Consider the following 20,892-nt stretch of genomic DNA (forward strand, 5'->3'; position numbering starts at 1 on the left):
GATATTGCAATATATTCAATTTAAATAAGGAAGGTGTAGATATGTTATTTGATTTACCTGTAATGCTAGTTATTGTGTTATTTCTTGCATTAGGTATTTTCAGTCAATGGTTAGCAAATCGAATTAAATGGCCTTCGATTGTAGTAATGTCGATTGTTGGTTTATTAGTGGGACCTATATTAGGACTAGCAAATCCTGAGCATACGCTAGGTTCAGAGGTATTTAGTCCAATTGTATCTCTTGCGGTGGCAATCATATTATTTGAAGGAAGTAGTAATTTAGATTTTAGAGAATTAAAAGGTATTTCTAAGGCGGTTATACGTATTATTACGATAGGAGCCACAATTGCATGGGTGCTTGGCGCCATTGCCTTACATAAAATTTTAGGTTTTCCTATTTCTATCGCTATTGTTATGGGAGGATTACTTCTTATTACTGGACCAACAGTGATTCAGCCACTGTTAAAACAAGCCAAAGTTAGAAACAGTGTAGATACTGTCTTACGTTGGGAAAGTATTATACTTGATCCACTTGGTCCAATACTAGCATTAGCTGCATTTTATGTGTATCAAATAATTGGACAAGGTTTTGGATTCCAATTACTCTTTATATTTATTTTTAAAATGTTGGTTGTAGCATTAATTGGTTTTGGTGCTTCATTCTTCTTCAATTGGCTCATCCAACGCGATGTCATACCACAAAATTTAATGCCTTCTATTCAGTTGGTGTTTATATTGCTCGTGTTTAGCATCTGTGACCAAATTCTCGATGAATCTGGTTTATTAGCAGTAACCATTTTTGGATTAATGATGGCACGTTATAAACGACATGATTTAATTTATAAAGAGTCAGATCATTTTATTGAAAATATGTCTTCTATTCTAGTTTCAACGGTGTTTATTTTAATTACATCATCATTAACACCATCTGTATTGATGAATGTATTATCATGGAAGCTTGTGATTTTCTCACTTGTCATGATTGTGTTAGTACGTCCAATTGCGGTTTTATTATCTACCATTGGTACTGAAATCACTAAAAAAGAGCGTGCGCTTGTAGCCATGATGGCACCAAGAGGGATTGTTGTATTAACTGTAGCACAATTTTTCGGTGGATTATTCTTAAACGATAATATGAAAATGGCATCTTATATTACACCGGTAACATTTGGTTTAGTATTTATTACCGTAGTCATATATGGTTTTAGCTTTACACCAATAAGTAAAATGCTTGGTTTAGCAAGTACTGAACCTCCAGGTGTCATTTTAGTAGGTGAGAGCGAATTCTCTTATCACTTAGGTACACAGTTACAATCGCATGGTATTCCAGTTATGGTGTTTAACTTGTTTAGTAACACTTCTGATAAAGCTGAAGAACTCGGTTTTGAAATTTTTAAAGGAAATTTATTATCAAGTAGTGATCGTATGTATGCAGACTTAATTCGCTATAACAAATGCTTATTAATGACTAAATCATTTATTTTTAATAGTCTTGCATTTAATGAGTTAGTTCCAGAATTTGGATTAAATAATGTAAATATGATGCCAGTATCATTTACAGATGATCAAGCACGTAATAATTTAAATGGACCGCTTCGTAATCATATTTTATTTGATGAAAAGCATAGTCCAAGATGGTTTGACAATGTGATTACTAATCAAAATATTGTCGAAGTTCCAGCCTCTTCATATCATGATATTACAGATAAAGATATGATTATTTATCACATTAGTGACGATAAAGAAGCAACATTCCATAGGAGTACAAAATCAATGGATGAATATGACAATGGAACATATGGTATTTTAAGAAACGTATATCAATAATAAAAGCGCCCGGCGACCGTTCATTTGAAATGTCGCCGGGCATTATTATAGGTTTATTTTAAATATCTGTCGTGCATTAATAATTTTAACATGCGAATTTGTTCCATAATGTCTTTACCGACATTCGTATCTCTAATTTTTTTACGTTGTAATTCTTCATCAACGACACGTCGTACTGATAGTTCATCAGCACCATCAGATAAGACATTCTCTTTAGAATCAAAGAATTGGTGTGCTACAAGTTGCATACCAAATGAATTGTAAAGTAATGTGTAACCTGCGATACCTGTAGTAGATTGATATGCTTTTGAGAATCCACCATCAATGACTAACATCTTACCATTGGCTTTAATAGGATCTTCGCCATCGATTTCTTTTACTGGTGTATGTCCATTGATAATACGACCTTCATCAGGATTAAGTCCGAAATCTTTTAGCATTTTGCGAATCATATCTACATCTTCACGTAAGTAATAATACGGGTTTTTCGGTTCTTTATGAGACGCTTTATCTTCAATGAAGTAGCGCTCAAATGTAGTCATGGCACGTTTACCAAATAAAGAACTATATTTACCTGTCCATAAATACCATACAAGATCCGTAGATAAATCATCTGTTTTCTCTTTGTCGTTAAATGCTAAGCGTACGTGACGTTCAAAGACATCTAATAAATCACGGCCTTTATGTTTTACACCTTCAATTTCAAAAGCTTCCATTTCACCATGATCATCTACAGGAATGCAACCATGAATAAGAAGATTACCATTATAAGGGAGGTATAATTTACCTTTTTGCATTAGAAAGGCCATATGACGTTTTAATTTTTCAGATTGTTGGAAAGACAGTAATAATTTATTAACAACATCTTCTTCTTCTGGTAATAATGTTGCAGGATCTTTAGGATCCACAGTACTAAAGCAAGTATCTTTTAAAGGATACGTTTTACCATAAATTGTAATTTCGTTTGTATCATAATTTATTTTTTCTAAAACTAAACGGTCTTCCATTTCAAAACTTGGTCGACGTTTAATAATTGGCATTTCAAGCTTAAATTGAATCATTGCAATGGCTTGGTGAATCTTAGTGATTTGTGCTTCTTCGTGTTTAGATAAGCCCACTTTTTTATCCGGACGTTTTTTCGGTTTGAACGCTGGGTTATCACCATCGTAATGTTTTTCAGCTAAAGTGAGGAGGGGCCTTAAATTAATACCATATGCATCTTCAATAATATCTAAGTTATCGTAGCGTGCACATATACGTAGTAAATTGGCTAAACACACTTTAGAACCTGCATAAGCTCCAATCCAAAGTACATCATGATTACCCCATTGAATATCAACAGAATGGTAGTCAATTAATGTATCCATAATTTTGTCAGGTTCTGGACCACGATCGTAGATATCACCCACAACATGAAGATGATCGACGACAAGACGTTGGATGGTATACGATAATCCAATAATTAAATCATCTGATTGCTCAAGCTCGATAACTTGATTTAAGAGTGTTTCATAATACGATTTTTTATTATTAAATTCGTTATTTTTATAAAGCAACTCTTCAACGATATATGTATACTCTGAAGGTAAGGCTTTACGTAGTTTTGAACGCGTATATTTTGAAGAACAATACGTGATTAAATCAATCAAACGTTCGATTGTTAAGATATACCATTCATTTAACTCACGTTTTGAATTAAAGTCATTCTTAATGAGCTTTAATTTTTCTTCTGGATAATACACTAGCGCAGCTAAATCATCTATTTCTTTTTGGGATATATTACCTGCAAAGATATCGTTAATTTTAGCACGGACATTACCAGAGCCATTTCTTAATACGTGTTGGAACGATTTATATTCACCATGAAGATCGCTGACGAAGTGTTCAGTACCTTTTGGTAATTCTAAAACGGATTCTAGATTAATAATTTCTGTTGCAAGTTTTTCAGGACTATCAAATTGCTGAGATAGTAAATCTAAATACTTTTTCTTTAATTCACTTTCCGTAGATTGAGACATTTGATTTCACTCCTGTATGGGAAATTTATTAAATAGTAAGCTGAGTAATAAAACCGCTTACATAAATTATCGTTAAAAAGCATCACTTTTTCAACAGTGATGCTTAAATTGTTGTAAATTTAATTTGAAAGTAAAAGTAATGTACTTATTTAGCGTTATTTTTTTTGAAGAATAGACGATAGAGTACATATAGAATAATAATGATCAGAATCACATACATAAAGTAAGAATAGGTATGAATACCAGACATTAATACGTCGAAACTATCGCTAAGAAGACGACCAAGTAAAATTAAGGCAAAGTTCCAAATCGTTGTACCTAGTAATGATAACATCGTAAATGTTGCAACGTTCATTTTATTGATACCTGCTGGAATAGTGATTAATACACGTAAAACAGGAATGAAACGACATAATAGCACTGCCCACGCACCATAACGTTTAAACCAGTCGTTCGCACGTTTCACATCATTTCCTTTAAGTTTGAACCATTTACCATATTTATCAACAAATCGATAAATACTTTCTTCTTTAATTAAACGACATAAATAATACAAAATAAGTAAACCAATAAATGAAGCGATTGTTGAAATAATAAATAAAACTAAAATTGAAAGACCTGATTTAACTGACATTAAACCTGCAAATGTTAATATAATTTCAGAAGGAACAACAGGTAAGACATTTTCTAATAAAATAAGAATAAAAATGGCTGCATAACCCCATTGGCCTATAAAATTGGTAATAATTTGTTCCATTATAAAATTAAAAATCCTCCGTTATTAAACATTACTCGAATAAAAAATTCATAGTAAATTCATTATATAAGAATTTACTATGAATTGCTTGTTATAACTTTATAAGGATTGTACAACTCATTTTAAGGACTTTAAATATTGATGATACAATTGTTCTGCTTCATTATCATCTTCAACGCCATAAACATTCATTCTACCATCTTTGAATAAGGTGATTTCATAATTACCGTCTTTAATTAGTTTTGCAAATGAGGTTGATTTTACAATATCACCTGGGAAATGTTCAGCATAGTCAAAAGCAGTAGGTTGATATCTAAATAAATAGGTTTTTCCACATAAGCTTTCAATCTTCTGTTGTTGTTTCGTTTCTAATAATTCGTAATGAGCTTTACCACATACGTCACATTCAGCATCTTTTAAAACATCGATATTCATTGCTTTATAATCAATGTTAAATGCATCAAGAGTAATTAACTTATGAGAAAATCCATGACCAGATAAATAACGAATCGCTTCTGTGACCTCATAGCTTGCTACTTGTGTAATCACAGGTGGTAATACGCCGTTAATAGCACAACTCTCTGCACTGGTTGGAATTTGTTTTAATAAACATTTCAAACAAGGTCCTTTGAAATCAATGCCGTAAACGGTACCTTTACTGCCTACAGCAGCACCATACACCCACGGAATATGATGTTTGTGACAGGCTTCATTAATAAGATAACGAATTTTGAAATGATCCATACCATCAATGACAATATCAGGATTGACGGCTTTTAAAATATCCTCAATAGTTGTAGAGTCAATTTCTTGATAATAAGTTTGAACATTTACATTTGAATTAATGTGTTCAATCTTTTGTTTAACTGCGTGAACTTTAGGGACCATATGATGAGCATCATCTTCAGTATAGAGTGCTTGGCGATGTAAATTAGATAATTCAACGATATCCATATCGACAATGGCTAAATGATGTGCACCCATACGTGCTAAAAGCTCCGCAACGTGACTTCCTAACGCGCCTGCACCAAGTATTAAAATGGTTGCATTGGAGAGGGCAGTTTGGCCATCCTCTCCAAATGCATGGTAACGCAATTGACGGTTATAGCGTTGCATTATAAGAATCCTAAACCTTCAGTAGGGCTTGATGCTTGGGCTGTATATTTTACTGGAATACGTCCTGATTCATATGAGAGACGACCTGCATGAATACCAAGTTTCATTGCTTCAGCCATTTTAACAGGGTCTTTTGCACCTGAAACTGCAGTGTTTAAAAGAATAGCATCAGCGCCTAATTCCATCGCATGACACGCATCTTTTGGTGAACCAATACCAGCATCCACAATAACGGGAACATTTGAATTTTTAATAATGTAACTTAAATTAAGTTGGTTATTAATACCACGTCCAGTACCAATTGGAGAAGCAAGTGGCATTACAGCATGAACACCTAATTCTTCTAAACGTTTCGCTAATACGACATCATTAGAAATGTAAGGACATACGATATAACCTTTTTCTAATAACACTTTACATGCTTCATATGTTTCAAATGGATCAGGTAACAATGTTTCATCGTCACCAATCACTTCGACTTTAATCATGTCACATACGCCAGCATGTTTTGCAATTTCAGCGATACGAATCGCTTCTTCAGCAGTTTTAGCGCCGGCTGTATTTGGAAAAGTAATAAAGTCTTTAAGATTAATATTTGCTAATGGATTAGGTAAGTTTTTATCATATAAATTCATACGTCTTACAGCAAAAGTCAGCACATTCGCTTCTGCTGCTTCAATCGCTTTTGTTTGCGTAGCTTCATCTTCAAATTTTCCTGTACCTAATAATAAACGAGATTTAATTTCTAATGGTCCAATGTTAAACATTTTATCCGCCTCCAACAAATTCTAATAATTCTAATCGATCATCTTCACGTACTGTATGTTGATCGTAGTCTTCTTGTTTAATTAAAGTTTTATTATGTTCGACAATGACACGTTTAGGATCTAATTCAAGAGATTCAAGTACAGATGTAATAGATTGTTCTGAATCAAAATTGAATGTGTCCCCATTAATGATACACTTCATGATTTAACCTCCTTGAAGCACTAAATGATTCATATCGACGCGGTTTAACACCGGTGAGTATCCAATTGGCGATATCACGACCAATAATAGGCGAAAGTAAAATACCGTTACGATAATGACCAGAAATCACATATAAATCTTCATCAATACGGTCCATTATCGGTATTTCTCCTTCAGTATATGGACGGACACCAGACCATTGTTTAATGACTTTGCCGTGTGCGAGTTCTGGTATACGTTCATTTGCAAAGTGGTGTAACCAAGAGATACCATCGTCTGTATTACCAACTGAATAGTTATCAAACTCGCTTGTGGCACCAATTAAGAAACGATTTGGATATTTTGGTACGATGTAACAGCCATTGGTCATAAATACGGTTTCTTTTAAATCCAAATGATCATTTTCAATCAGTAAGACTTCACCTTTTACACCGACTACATCTCTAGGTAATGAGTATTGAGTTAATAATTTAGATGTCCATGCGCCCGCTGCCACAATGACTTTCTTAGCTTGTAATGTGCCTTGTGACGTTTCAACATCGTAGTACCCATTTTGGCGATGAACAGATTGTACCTCTGTATTAAAATATCGCTTAATTTGACGTTGCTTTAAAGATGTAAATAAAGCTTTAGTGTAGTGATTGGCATTAATTTGTCCATCTTGTGGAATGTAAATAGCCATTTCACTTGATGTTACTGTACCATTCGTTAAATGAGTAAGTTCCTCATCTGAAAGAACAATGACGCTAGAATCTAAACCGCTTAAAAATTGATACTGCTTTTCTAAACTTTCAACATCTTCAGGACGATTAGCCACTTTAATTAATCCTGAATTTTGAAACTGAATATCAATACCTGTCTCATCTTCTAAATCTTGACATAATTGTGGAAAGAGACTTCGTGATTCAAGAGCAAGCCTAAATAAATCAGTATCTTCAGTAAATTCATTTTGAGCACCTAACATACCACCTGCTTTATATGATGCGTGTTTACCTGGCACGTCACGATCGATAAGTGCAATGTCAAGGTGAGATTGGCTTAATTGTCGCGCAATAGACATGCCAATCACGCCCGAACCTATGATTAAAACATCATGCATCTTTCAACCACTCCTTTCGCAACAGTTCAATTTGTTGTAAAGATGCGTTCATAAAAAAAGAAATCGCACAAATTCCTTTAAAACCATGAGGTAATTGAGGAATCGTTTTTTCAGTGATACCTCCAATGGCATAAATGGGAATAGGAATCTCTAACACACGTTGAATCTCTGCTTTTGATCGAGGCAATTGATTAGGTTTTGAAGGTGTCTTAAAAATGTGACCAAAAAAGACATAATCAAGATCGTGTTCATAAGCTGCTTTAACAGATTCAATTGAATGTGTAGACATACTTACTTCAATCTCTGGATGCGTTGATTTATAGCTAAATGCATCTTCATCCATTTCTCGAAAATGAATATGAGAGAGGTGAAGTTGTTCAAGTAAATGTACATCACTATGAATAATGATTTTTGATTTAGGGAATCCTTTTTCTATAAGTGATGTTAAAAATGAAGACAAATCACTTGATGACATGGGAGTACGAAACAATAACCCATCTATTCCATCCGAGATATCAAGAAAATGTTGTACATCATCATTGGTTAAATCTTTATATTTCGTTATCGCTATAAAAATGAACATCACTCCTTATTAAACAAAAAACGCTATTTCCCTGCAGTAGGGAAATAGCGTTTTGTTTAACTTTACGATATCCTAGTCGCCACTTTCCTACGCCAGTACAAACTGGATCAGGTTCCAGGAATTATAAAGTTCGTTCTTTACTCTCAGCCTTAAACAAAGGCACTTCCAGTGGATCGTTTATTCAGTTGTGTTTAAAATAAACATCAGCATTTTTGCTTCATTTTTATTCTACAACCTTTTTTAATAGAGTTCAAATACAAAAATAAATTAGATTTATAGTAATATATTTTTTAATCAAGAAACCACGTTTTATATAGCCATGTATAAATTAAATAAAAAATATTCAAAAAGTAATTGTAAACGTTTACAAAAACTGTTAATATTATAAAAAATATATCAGAAAGCCTATGAGATGAGGCTCGAAAGGCGGTTGGAAACAACAGGGAAAGACGTGATTGGGAGTTTTCATTGTCAACGTATAAGTAGAATCAACACAATTTTAAAGGGAAGCAGGAAAAATAATTATGGTACAAAGACAAAAGAAAAGTAAGGTTCGTTGGTATTTCGCTATCGCATTCTTTATTATTGGGGTTATTGCATATATGGATAGATCTAATATCTCATTTATTGCACCTCAAATGATGGAAGATCTTCACATGACAAAGCAACAATTTGGTTTATTAGCTTCATTCTTCTCACTGGGTTATGCATTGATGCAAGTCCCTTCAGGTATGTTAGCAGAGAAGTTTGGTCCGCGTAAGATGATTTCAATCGCATTATTATGGTGGAGTGCATTTACAATTTTAACGGGAATGATTAAACATCATGGTCTATTATATTTAGTACGTTTCTTATTTGGTATCGGAGAAGCGCCAATGTATCCATCTAATGCAGTATTCAATTCAACTTGGTTTGCTAAAGATGAAAAAGGGAGAGCATCGAGTGCGTTGTTAGCAGGATCATATTTCGGTCCAGTATTAGCACCAGTAGTTACCATCGCAATTGTTAATGCATTTAACTGGCAAGCTGTATTCTATATTTTCGGTGCGGTTGGTATTGTGATTGCAGCACTTTGGGCAATTATTGCTAAAGATTTACCTGAGCAACATCGCATGGTCAATGAAGCAGAAAAACAGTATATCATGCAACATCGTGATTTAGTAGAAACAACTAAATCCGTAGCACCTTGGAATCAATTTTTTAAACGCATGAGTTTCTATGCTATTGCAGGGCAATATTTCGTAGTTCAATTTGTTATTGCTCTATTCTTAATTTGGTTACCTACTTATTTAACTGAGCAATATCATGTACAATTTAAAGATATGACAATTAGTGCTTTACCATGGTTTATTATGTTTATTTTAATTTTATCTGCGGGTGCGATTTCAGATAAAATTTTGCATAGCGGTCAAAGTCGTTTTGTAGCGAGAGGGTTAATTGCAATTGTTGGCTTTATCGTATTTGCTATCTCCATCTTCTTTGCAGTTCATACACAAAACTTATATGTGACCATCTTTTGGTTATCACTTGGCTTAGGTGGTATGGGTATTTCAATGGGAATGAGTTGGGCAGCAGCAAATGACATTGGACGTAACTTTGCTGGTACAGTATCGGGTTGGATGAACTTATGGGGAAATATTGGTGCGTTAATCAGTCCGTTTTTAGCAGGTGCATTAGTATCATCACTTGGCTGGACAATGACATTCCAATTATTAATTATTCCAGCGGTGATTGCAGCTGTATTATGGTTCTTCGTGACACCAGACAAACCATTAATTAAAGACGAAAGTAGACATATTAAATAATATTTATACATTATCTACAAAAGTAAAAGCTTGGGACATCATCAGTTGTCTCAGGCATTTTTAATATATTGACTATCGATGACTGAATTGAAAATCAATGCGGCCTTTCTTCTTACTATCGTTTTCTTTTTATAATAGACGGGTAAAACGTTATAATTATATTTGGAAGGTGATTATATGATTATTATTAATGCGAAGCTTAAAATTAAAGAAGATGTGCGTAGTGACTATTTAGATTTAATGAACAAATTAGTTCAAAGTTCACGTCAAGAACCAGGAAATACATTTTATTCACATTATGAAGATGTAGCCGAACGTAACACATTCGTTGTTGTTGAAAATTATAAAGACCAAGAAGCGGTTCAAGCACATAACCATTCAGATCATTTCAAAGCATTTAGTGAAAATATAGGAAAATATGTCGCTGAAGAACCTGTCATTGATGTAGCAGAAACAAAATAATAACTAAACTTGCCTTGTCTAAGTGATATTTGTGCTTAGGCAAGGCGTTTTTCATGTTATGATAAGATGTATGAAAAATGAAAGGAAAGATAGTAGTGGGACATGTGATTGCTTCATTAATAAGGTTTGATAAGCCTAAAATTAATCTATGGAAAGGTATACGCCAAGGATTATTAATGATTATCCCAACATTGATAGGGTATTTACTAGGACATTTTAGTTTTGGTCTACTCGTAGCAACCGGAACTTTGGCACATACTTATGTATTTAAAGGTTCAGCACAATCAATGTTAAGAACAGTCATTATTTGTACGTTATCCTTTACCATTTGTATGATGCTTGGAACATTAACTGTCAATCAGCCAGTTCTGTACGGCGTATTATTATTAATCGTTACTGTCATTCCATTCTATGTATTTAATGTGTTAAAAATTGCGGGTCCTTCATCCACATTCTTTTTAGTTACATTTTGCTTATCCAGTAACTTACCTGACGCTCCAGAACAAGCACCGATTCGTGGCTTAGCGATTTTTATTGGAGGAATGTTAGCGACATTAGTCGTCATTTTAACTATTGTATTCCAAAAACAAAAAGCTGAAGATCGAGCGATTACCTCTGACTTTCAGACGATTAATAATTTAATGCATCACTTTAATGATGCTGAAAAATTTAAAGACATTTCACAAGACACAGTAACGAAATTTAAAAATTCAGAGAAACTATTGATTACATCGACTACTGCGATGAGTGAAAAGTTAAGTTCTCGCTTTGAAAAGTTATTGCTTCTGCATACATCAGCCCAAGGAATTTATGCCGAGTTACTTGAACTAAATGAAAAAAATATTCGTCCCATCCCTCAAGAACTGATTGAGATGATGGATATGATTACAAGAAATGCCTATAAATTATCTTCAAAACGAGAAAAATGGACGAAAAAAGTCGATGTGGATAAACCATTTGAAAGTCTGATGCAACACATACTTAAAATAGATGAAATTGCGCAATTACAACCGGAACAAATAGAATCTGAAGCGAGTATTCGTAAGCCATTATATAGTAAACGTATCGTTCAAAACTTAACACTCGATTCCATTATTTTCCGTAATGCATTAACGTATGCTGTTATTATGGGCGCGGCTATTTTTGTATCGTTATTTTTCAATATCCAACGCTCATATTGGATCCCATTATCCGCTCATACAGTATTATTAGGATTAACGACGATTCGGATGTTAGACCGTTCATTAGCACGGGGTCTTGGAACAATTGTAGGGACCTTACTTCTATCAGCCATACTCTTTTTCCAACCTCATTTAATTGTCGCAGTCATTTTAATGGGGCTGTCTGCTATGATGACAGAAGGATTTGTCGCAGCAAATTATGCTTTTGCAGTTATTTTTATTACAACACAAGTCATCCTGTTAAATGGTTTAGCCTCTGGTAATTTATCCATTGATATTGCGTATACACGAATTGTTGACGTATTGATCGGGATTGTGATTGCGGTCATTGGTGTTTTAATCATTAATCGAAAAAATGCGTCAACCATGTTACCTACTGTGATTGCAGAAGTGGTACGTAAAGAAGCGGTTATTTTCCAATATTTATTTTCAGAAAATAAATACCAAGATACAGCACGTGATAGAACAGAAAGTTTATCATTATCTGTAAAAATGAATAACATGACACAAGTGTACAATTCAGCTAATGGTGAATTATTCTCAAGTAAAGAGGCCATTCGTTACTATTATCCAAGTATTTTTGCCTTAGAAGAAATTAGCTTTATGTTAATGCGTGCAATGCAAGACAAACAACGTCAACGCATTTCAGAAAAACAAATGGGAGAATATCTTGTCACATTTGAAAATGTAGCAAAACATTTTGAATTACGCGGTAGTCTTAATGAAAAAGAATTGACGGATTTACCACAGTATAATTATTTAAAATCTGCCTTAATGAAGTTACAAGATAATTGTGTAGCAACACGTAAAGACGTTGATCATACAAATCATCAGAAAACGGTGGACGCTTAATATCAATGTATGACGTTTCATTATAGCATAGGGTGGTAAAGCTTACTAAACACTATAGAGGAGCGTGACATCATGCCTTGGACAATGAATGATTATCCACAAACTTGGAAACATTTAGATGAATTAGAGCGTAAAAAAGCAATTGATATTGCAAATGCGATGTTAAAAGACGGCTACAAAGAGGGAGACGCTATTCCTATTGCAACAAAACAAGCAGAAGAATGGTACAAAGATGCCAGTAAAGAAGAATTAGAAGAATTAAAACATAAACATATTACTCAACATCAAAAAGATCCATCAGCACGACCTGAACTTAATGATGAAGATGTTCATGTATATTATGAAGATCATGAATGGAAAGTCAAAACAGAAGATGCAAAACAAGCGTCTGATACATTTAGTACTAAAAAAGAAGCAAAACAACGTGCTAAAGAAATTGCTGATAATCGTGATACACAAGTGATTGAACATAAAAAAGATGAATAATGTATAAAGTCCGAATAGCAATTAAATCTGCTATTCGGCTTTTTTTATGACTAAATGACTCAGACTAAATGAGTAGCGTAAAGTCTAGGTTATCATTTTTAGTTCACTTAAGAGTTAGATATAATATACAGTGATGATTAAAGGAGGCAACAAATATGTACGTAGAGAGAAAACCATCATTGTACATTGAAGAGTTACGCAGTGAATTCAAAGAAAATATTAATAAGTTTAAGAATGGAGATGAAGCATTCGATAAACTCGTGGGTTTCGTAGAACTCGATCATTTATACTCTTCTGCATTAAAAGAGATTAGTACAAAATTAGATATTTTAGATGACAATTTTAATCATATTTACAAACATAATCCAATTCATCATATGGAACGTCGCGTCAAAGAAATGACGAGTTTAGTTAAAAAATTGCAACGTAAAGGTTTAACTATAGATGCAGAAACAGCGAAAACCAATATTTTAGATATCGCTGGTATCCGTGTGGTGTGTAATTATCTTGAAGATATTTATGTGATTGAGAAGTTATTATTAAAACAAGAGGACGTTAAATTACTTAAACGTAAAGATTATATTGAACATCCAAAAGAAAATGGTTATCGCAGTCTTCATATAGTCGTGTCGATTCCAGTTTTTCTAGCCGATAGAGTAGAGGCTACACCAGTAGAAATTCAAATTCGAACAATAGGTATGGACATGTGGGCAAGTTTAGAACATAAAATTCGTTATAAAAATAATACCAATACTGAGGACTATAAAGATAAACTTAAAGAATGTGCAGTAGAAATCTCAGATGTCGAAGCAAAAATGCAAACCATTCACTCAGACATTCAAGATAAAGATAAATAATTTAGTCATATAGCGAAACGATAGAAACGTATAGCTATTGTTTCGCTTTTTTATGTAAGATAAAATGATATATTTTTATGATAAAATAAATGAATAGTAATATATATTTTTTGGAGTTTTAAAATGATTGAGCAGAATTTTAAGTCACAACGATATGAACTAAAACAATTTAAGGGTGAACACATTGAAGTCGCATTTGCCGGAAATAGGGATGCAGATAAAACCATCGTATTTATACATGGAGCAATGATGACATATCGCATTATGTTGTTGTTTGAACCTTATTTTAGAGACAACAACCTGATTTTTGTTAATTGTCCAAGTAGAGGCGAAAGCTCTAACATTGTAAGAGAACAACATACGTTAGATGATTATTCTGAGCGTATCAATGATGTGCTTTCACAAGTTATAGAAACATACGGTATTAAAAATTTAGTTATCATAGGTTATTCTATGGGAGGGATGATTGGCACACGCTTATTAAAATTTAATACTTTACCTATTTCACATCTAGTTTATTTAAATAGCGCCGCACGTATTACACCAAATCAAAGCATGTTGTCACGTTTATTTACTTCAAATAGTAAAAGAGATCATTTTAAAGATGAGATGATTGCTTTTAAAAATTTACCGCAATATATTTTGAAAAAATCTTTTCATAACAAAAATAATAGCATTCGTAATTTATTTTCATATATTGCACCCATTAAAACAATTATTACAGATATCATTTATTCTACAAACGCAGATTACCTTCCAGATATAGAAGAAATAGAACAATTTCCTAAACTTTTATTTATTTCAGGTGAAGATGACGAAATCATTCCTTACACGGATTCACAAGAAACAATGAAAATGTATAAAAAATATGGCGGTGAAGTAAATGAAGTCATATATTCTGGTATCGGACATATCGACTTTCCTGCTGTCTTGGATAATCTGCCTAATGGCACAATAGGTATTATTGACCACATTAAACAGTGGATTCAAGAAGAATGAGACCACCGGCAGACTTCATAAGCAAATGTTAAAATAATACTTGCTTATGACGTAGCGTCATTAGCTATGTTAACAGTAGGAGGTGAATGATATGTCACACTATACGATTGGAGAATTGGCAAAACAGAGTAAAGTCACGATTCGAACACTACAATATTACGATCGAAAAGGATTACTTATAGCTCATCGACAAACAGACTCTAATCGCAGATATTATACTGACGAACATGTAAAGCAGCTTGAACTGATTTTGGTATTAAAACAATTAGGATGTACGTTAGATGAAATAAAGACATTACTTGATGAAGATACAAATATGAACACGCTTAAAACATTACTTTCATTGAGAAAAGATGCGTTACATTCAAAAGTAGAGATGTACAGTCATACATTAAATCAAATTGAAAAAGTCGAAACATACATTTCTGAGCAGTCAAGTGCGCCTATTAACCATCTTACTGATATTGATGATGCTATGAAACAAGAATATAAAATAACATACTTTAGAAAAAAGATTTGGATAAGTGTTGGCATCTTAGGGATCATACAATATAGTGGTTTGCTATTAAGTCTATTAAGACGTTCAATTAAGCCATTGATTGTTATATTACCCATCTTAATCACATATGCCATTGTGCTGACAGCAATATATTTAAAAAAGGTGTTATATCTGTGTCCGAATTGTCACCATACATTTAAACCTACATTAGGTGCTTTCGTAAAAGCGAAACATACACCTAAAACAAGACAATTAACATGTCCTAACTGCCATCAAACACATTATTGTATCGAAGTATACCAAAACGAATCGTAATAAACACCTGGCTTATCATGAGCTAGGTGTTTTAAATTACAAAAAAGTAAGCGCTTGCAAAATTTGAAATGGTGTATTACTATACTTGTATACAAGTTAACGTATTGAGGTGAAAAGATGGAACAACATTATCCGAAACAATGGAAAAACAGAATGACTACAGGGGAAAGTATCGCTGCGGAACTTAGGTTTCAGATTGTTAATAGTACGCTTGAACCCGATACATTACTAACTGAAAATCAAGTGGCTAAACAATTCGATGTCAGTCGCTCTCCAGTTAGAGATGCATTTAAATTGCTGCAAACGAATCAACTCATTCACCTCGAACGTATGGGTGCAAGGGTTCTTGAATTTGGTGAACAAGAAAAGAAAGAATTATATGATTTGAGATTAATGCTTGAATCCTTTGCATTTTCAAAATTAAAGCATATTGATAGAAAAAAAGTGATTAAAGAAATGAAAAAACATTTAGAAATGATGAAAGTCGCTGTTCAATTTGAAGATGCTGAATCCTTTACGCAACATGATCTTCAATTTCATGAAGCATTGATTCATGCCTCTCAACATCATTATCTTCAAACATTTTGGAATCATTTGAAACCCATTGTAGAAGTGCTTGTATTATGTTCAATGAGAGAGCGAATGAGAACAAATAAAGAAGATTTTGATAGAATACACCGTAACCATTCGATATTTATAGAAGCGGTAGAACGTTATGATACGGATGCGTTAAGAGAAGCGTTTCATTTAAACTTTGACGATGTAGGTAAAGATATTGAAAGCTTTTGGTTACAATAAATAGAAGGAAGAAGGAATACATATGAAATACATGATTGGAGTAGATATTGGAACAACAAGTACGAAGTCAGTACTTTATGATGAACAAGGTCAATTTATTACAAAGCATCATATTGGCTATCCTTTACATACGCCAAATGTTGATGTTTCAGAAGAAAATCCTGATGAATTATTCGATGCCGTATTAATGACAGTCAAACATGTGATTCGCGAATCTGGGGTGCATAAAGAAGATATTAAATTCATTTCTTTTAGTGCGCAAATGCATAGTTTAATTGCATTAGATAGCCAACACGAGCGCTTAACTGAAAGCATGATTTGGGCGGATAATCGTGCGAATCGATATGCTGACTTGATAAATGAGCAATATGGGGGACATGACATTTATAAACGCACAGGTACACCCATTCATCCTATGTCACCACTCTCTAAAATCTTTTGGATGAAACATGAACAACCAGATATTTATCAAAATACTGCAATGTTTGCGGATATTAAAACATATATTTTCTATCAACTTTATGGAAAATACGTGATTGATCACTCTATGGCTTCAGCAACAGGTATGTTTAACTTACAACAGTTAGATTGGGATCAAGAAGCACTTGAATTACTTGGTATTTCAGCCTCTCAATTACCTCAGCTTGTACCAACGACACATATTTTAAAAGGGATGAAAAAACGTTATGCCACATTGATGGGTATTGATGAAAATACACCGGTTGTAGTTGGCGCAAGCGATGGCGTGTTATCAAATTTAGGCGTCAATAGTTATAAAAAAGGGGAAGTTGCAGTCACAATTGGGACATCAGGTGCGATTCGTACAGTTATTGATAAGCCGCGTACAGATTATAAAGGTCGCATTTTCTGTTATGTCTTAGATGAAGACCATTATGTGATTGGTGGACCGGTCAACAACGGGGGTGTCATTCTTCGATGGTTAAGAGATGAATTACTCGCCAGTGAAGTTGAAACAGCAAAACGCTTGGGAGTGGATCCTTACGATGTGCTTACTAAAATAGCGAGTCGTGTTAAGCCAGGTGCAGATGGCTTAATTTTCCATCCGTATCTTGCAGGAGAACGTGCACCCTTATGGAATGCGAATGCGCGTGGCTCATTCTTTGGCTTAACATTGTCACATCAAAAAGAACACATGATACGCGCTGCACTTGAAGGGGTGTTGTATAACCTTTATACCGTCTATTTAGCACTTATCGAAGTAATGAATGAAACACCAAATACGATTAAAGCAACAGGTGGCTTTGCGAAAAGTGAAGTATGGCGTCAAATGATGGCAGATATTTTTGATACGGATGTCATCGTACCAGAAAGTTATGAAAGTTCTTGTCTAGGTGCGTGTGTCCTTGGTTTAAAAGCATTGGGAGATATTGAAGATTATTCAATTATTGAAAATATGGTTGGCACGACTTATGCACATCAACCGAACCAAGATACAGTAAATATGTATCAACAACTTGTAACGATATTCATAAACTTAAGTCGTACGCTTGAAGATCGCTATGAAGAAATTGCAGATTTTCAACGTAAACATATGAATTAATCGACGTATTTAAATAAATGAAACATTAAAGGGGAGAAGACAAATGGGAACAATATGGACACTAGCAAGTGTGGTCATTGGAATCGTATTACTACTGACACTGATTATTTTCTTAAAACTAAACACATTTATTTCATTAATTATTACATCTATTGTAACAGCCATCTTATTAGGCATGCCTTTAAATAAAGTAATGGAAACGATAGAAGCAGGTATGGGCGGCACCCTAGGTCATATTGCACTGATTTTTGGATTAGGCGCGATACTTGGTAAATTGCTGGCAGATGGTGGAGGCGCCAACCGTATTGCGGATACACTGATTGATACATTTGGACCAAAACATGTTCAATGGGCAATGTTGATTGCAGCCTTCATCGTTGGTATTGCATTATTCTTTGAAGTAGGATTAGTATTACTCATTCCACTTGTTTTTACAATTGCTAAACGTGCGAAAGTGTCACCACTGAAACTAGGATTACCTATGGTAACAGCATTATCTGTGACACATGGTTTTTTACCACCACATCCTGGTCCAGTAGTTATAGCAAAAGAATTAAAAGCGAATATTGGACATGTGTTACTATATGGGATTATTATTGCCATTCCAGTGACACTCATTGCAGGTCCAATCTTTAATAAATTTGCACAAAAACTCATCCCATCTGCTTATACACGTGAAGGGGATATTTCAGCACTTGGTTCACAAAAAGAATTTAAAGCATCTGAAATGCCAAGTTTTGGTTTAAGTATACTCACTGCTGTATTACCTGTTATTTTAATGTTATTATCAACGGTTGTTCAATTAGTGACTGGACATGAAACTGCTAAAAATCTGTTTGAACAAATCATTTACTTTATCGGTACAGCAGGTACAGCGATGTTAATTTCAGTCATCTTTGCTATTTTTTCAATGGGCTTACATAGAGGAAGAAAAATGGATGACATTATGAAATCTGTAACGAATGCTATTTACCCAATTGGGATGATGATTTTAATTATTGGTGGTGGCGGTACATTTAAACAAGTTCTCATTGATGGTGGTGTAGGGGATACGATTGCTAAGCTATTCGAAGGTTCAACTATGTCACCTATCTTACTAGCATGGATTGTCGCTGCAGTATTACGTATTGCACTAGGTTCAGCAACAGTCGCAGCAATTTCAACAACAGGTATCGTCTTACCATTATTACAACATTCAGATGCCAATGTGGCACTTGTCGTACTTGCCATTGGTGCAGGGAGCGTTATCTTATCACACGTTAACGATGCTGGATTCTGGATGTTCAAAGAATATTTCGGATTGACTGTGAAAGAAACATTCTTAACTTGGTCATTACTTGAAACCATCATTTCAGTATCGGGCATCATCTTTATCTTATTCATTAGTTTATTTGTATAACTTATTAAAGAAGTAAGAGAGAAATCATTGAATTTCAATCTTGCTTCTTATTTTTTATATCATGGAAGAATACAGTCAATCGCTATGAATGACAATAAAAGAATGATAAACTTACTTATAATATAAAAGACAGAATGCGCAAAGGAGATATTCGAGTTTGAAACAGATAAAGAAAGCCATCATACCTGCGGCTGGTTTAGGGACACGTTTTTTACCAGCGACAAAAGCCATGCCTAAGGAAATGCTTCCTATTTTAGATAAGCCAACGATTCAATATATTGTTGAAGAAGCGGCACGTGCAGGCATTGAAGATATTATTATTGTGACTGGTAAACATAAACGTGCGATTGAAGATCACTTCGATAATCAAAAAGAACTAGAAATGGTCCTTGAAGAAAAAGGGAAAACAGACTTACTAGAAAAAGTACATTATTCTACAGATTTAGCGAATATCTTCTATGTACGCCAAAAAGAACAAAAAGGATTAGGACATGCCATTTATACTGCGCGTCAATTCATTGGTAACGAACCGTTTGCAGTATTATTAGGTGATGATATCGTAGAGTCTGAAGAGCCAGCAATTAAACAATTAATGAATGTATATGAAGAAACAGGACATTCTGTTATTGGAGTGCAAGAAGTGCCTGGAAATGTGACTCACCGTTATGGCATAATTGATCCATTAGAGAAACAAGGTCGTCGCTATGAAGTGAAACAATTTGTTGAAAAACCTGAACAAGGTACAGCACCTTCTAATTTAGCGATTATGGGACGTTATATTTTAACGCCAGAAATTTTCGATTATTTAAAAACACAAAAAGAAGGCGCCGGTAATGAGATTCAATTAACCGACGCGATTGAACGTATGAATAGTGCTGTTCCAGTGTATGCATATGACTTTGATGGTGATCGTTATGATGTTGGAGAAAAATTAGGCTTCGTTAAAACGACAATAGAATATGCGTTAAAAGATCCTAAAATGAAAGATGAACTCGTAACATTTATTAAACATTTAGGATTATAATAATTAAAGTGCCTAAGACATTGAAGAACAAGTGGTTATTCTTCAATCTTCTTAGACACTTCAATCTCATCAAAACTAAACCTAAAAACAGGACACACCCTATTTTCCGCTAAGGCGTGCCCTGATTAGAGAAGGTATAAATTGTCGACAAACACTTCTCTAATCATAAATCCTCAACATCCCAGAAAATTTTTTTCTGAGAAACTTTTCCTCAGCGTCTTAGGACTTCTCCTAAGACATTTTTATTATATAATATAAAATTTGAATATCATAGATGTTGCAATAG

General features: G+C 33.9%; 19 protein-coding genes and 1 riboswitch. Of the genes, 12 read left to right on the plus strand and 7 right to left on the minus strand.

Features of this window, described 5'->3' with window-relative positions; translation table 11 throughout:
- The first annotated feature begins 41 nt into the window (after positions 1-41).
- Positions 42-1,826 carry a cation:proton antiporter gene (locus tag NSU06_RS01970; protein ID WP_019834968.1) on the plus strand — a complete coding sequence of 595 codons (1,785 nt, stop codon included), beginning with the start codon at positions 42-44 and terminating at the stop codon, positions 1,824-1,826.
- A gap of 53 nt (positions 1,827-1,879) precedes the next feature.
- On the opposite strand, the gene NSU06_RS01975 is transcribed toward NSU06_RS01970, so the two are convergent.
- The 7 genes from NSU06_RS01975 to NSU06_RS02005 form a co-directional block, all read right to left on the minus strand.
- On the minus strand, positions 1,880-3,844 hold the full coding sequence (locus tag NSU06_RS01975; RefSeq protein WP_048762230.1) for a fructose-bisphosphatase class III: 1,965 nt from the start codon (positions 3,842-3,844) through the stop codon (positions 1,880-1,882).
- Positions 3,845-3,989: 145 nt separating this feature from the next.
- Positions 3,990-4,601, minus strand: a complete 612-nt coding sequence (locus tag NSU06_RS01980) for a DedA family protein (RefSeq protein WP_002448460.1) — start codon at positions 4,599-4,601, stop codon at positions 3,990-3,992.
- Between the two features lie 117 nt (positions 4,602-4,718).
- Positions 4,719-5,717, minus strand: coding sequence for a HesA/MoeB/ThiF family protein (locus tag NSU06_RS01985; RefSeq protein WP_019834970.1), 999 nt, complete (start codon positions 5,715-5,717; stop codon positions 4,719-4,721).
- Complete coding sequence (locus NSU06_RS01990) at positions 5,717-6,484, minus strand: thiazole synthase (protein WP_019834971.1); 768 nt, start codon at positions 6,482-6,484, stop codon at positions 5,717-5,719. The genes NSU06_RS01985 and NSU06_RS01990 overlap by 1 nt, the downstream gene beginning before the upstream one ends.
- A gap of 1 nt (position 6,485) precedes the next feature.
- Complete coding sequence (gene thiS / locus NSU06_RS01995; RefSeq protein ID WP_017175036.1) at positions 6,486-6,686, minus strand: sulfur carrier protein ThiS; 201 nt, start codon at positions 6,684-6,686, stop codon at positions 6,486-6,488.
- Positions 6,670-7,785 (minus strand): glycine oxidase ThiO, encoded by a 1,116-nt coding sequence (thiO, locus tag NSU06_RS02000; RefSeq protein ID WP_049382419.1) that lies wholly within the window; start codon positions 7,783-7,785, stop codon positions 6,670-6,672. Before thiO ends, thiS begins: the two co-directional genes overlap by 17 nt.
- Positions 7,778-8,368: a thiamine phosphate synthase gene (locus NSU06_RS02005; protein ID WP_048679547.1), complete on the minus strand. Its 591-nt coding sequence runs from the start codon at positions 8,366-8,368 to the stop codon at positions 7,778-7,780. The genes thiO and NSU06_RS02005 overlap by 8 nt, the downstream gene beginning before the upstream one ends.
- Positions 8,369-8,435: 67 nt before the next feature.
- Positions 8,436-8,545, minus strand: a riboswitch (TPP riboswitch).
- A gap of 347 nt (positions 8,546-8,892) precedes the next feature.
- On the opposite strand from NSU06_RS02005, the gene NSU06_RS02010 reads away from it, so the two are divergent.
- The 11 genes from NSU06_RS02010 to galU all read left to right on the plus strand — a co-directional run bounded on the left by NSU06_RS02010 (position 8,893) and on the right by galU (position 20,606).
- Positions 8,893-10,173 (plus strand): MFS transporter, encoded by a 1,281-nt coding sequence (locus tag NSU06_RS02010; protein WP_017175033.1) that lies wholly within the window; start codon positions 8,893-8,895, stop codon positions 10,171-10,173.
- 177 nt (positions 10,174-10,350) lie between these two features.
- On the plus strand, positions 10,351-10,635 hold the full coding sequence (locus tag NSU06_RS02015) for a putative quinol monooxygenase (protein ID WP_048679552.1): 285 nt from the start codon (positions 10,351-10,353) through the stop codon (positions 10,633-10,635).
- 95 nt (positions 10,636-10,730) lie between these two features.
- Complete coding sequence (locus tag NSU06_RS02020) at positions 10,731-12,668, plus strand: FUSC family protein (RefSeq protein WP_171991281.1); 1,938 nt, start codon at positions 10,731-10,733, stop codon at positions 12,666-12,668.
- A 72-nt stretch (positions 12,669-12,740) separates the two neighbouring features.
- Positions 12,741-13,154, plus strand: coding sequence for a DUF2188 domain-containing protein (locus NSU06_RS02025; protein ID WP_048683330.1), 414 nt, complete (start codon positions 12,741-12,743; stop codon positions 13,152-13,154).
- Between the two features lie 155 nt (positions 13,155-13,309).
- Positions 13,310-14,011, plus strand: coding sequence for a GTP pyrophosphokinase (locus tag NSU06_RS02030; protein WP_049413692.1), 702 nt, complete (start codon positions 13,310-13,312; stop codon positions 14,009-14,011).
- 123 nt (positions 14,012-14,134) lie between these two features.
- A complete protein-coding gene (locus NSU06_RS02035) occupies positions 14,135-15,010 on the plus strand; it encodes an alpha/beta fold hydrolase (protein WP_049413694.1) in 876 nt (291 codons plus the stop codon).
- Between the two features lie 91 nt (positions 15,011-15,101).
- A complete protein-coding gene (locus NSU06_RS02040; RefSeq protein WP_049379288.1) occupies positions 15,102-15,824 on the plus strand; it encodes a MerR family transcriptional regulator in 723 nt (240 codons plus the stop codon).
- Positions 15,825-15,941: 117 nt separating this feature from the next.
- Positions 15,942-16,622, plus strand: a complete 681-nt coding sequence (locus NSU06_RS02045) for a GntR family transcriptional regulator (protein WP_049413698.1) — start codon at positions 15,942-15,944, stop codon at positions 16,620-16,622.
- Positions 16,623-16,644: 22 nt separating this feature from the next.
- Entirely contained in the window at positions 16,645-18,183 is a 1,539-nt protein-coding gene (gene gntK / locus NSU06_RS02050) for a gluconokinase (protein ID WP_049413701.1), read from the plus strand.
- A 43-nt stretch (positions 18,184-18,226) separates the two neighbouring features.
- On the plus strand, positions 18,227-19,582 hold the full coding sequence (locus NSU06_RS02055; RefSeq protein WP_049413704.1) for a gluconate:H+ symporter: 1,356 nt from the start codon (positions 18,227-18,229) through the stop codon (positions 19,580-19,582).
- Positions 19,583-19,739: 157 nt separating this feature from the next.
- A complete protein-coding gene (gene galU, locus NSU06_RS02060) occupies positions 19,740-20,606 on the plus strand; it encodes a UTP--glucose-1-phosphate uridylyltransferase GalU (protein ID WP_049413706.1) in 867 nt (288 codons plus the stop codon).
- Positions 20,607-20,892: the final 286 nt, after the last annotated feature.

Source organism: Staphylococcus sp. FSL W8-1270 (genome assembly GCF_038007165.1).
Taxonomy (GTDB): domain Bacteria; phylum Bacillota; class Bacilli; order Staphylococcales; family Staphylococcaceae; genus Staphylococcus; species Staphylococcus hominis.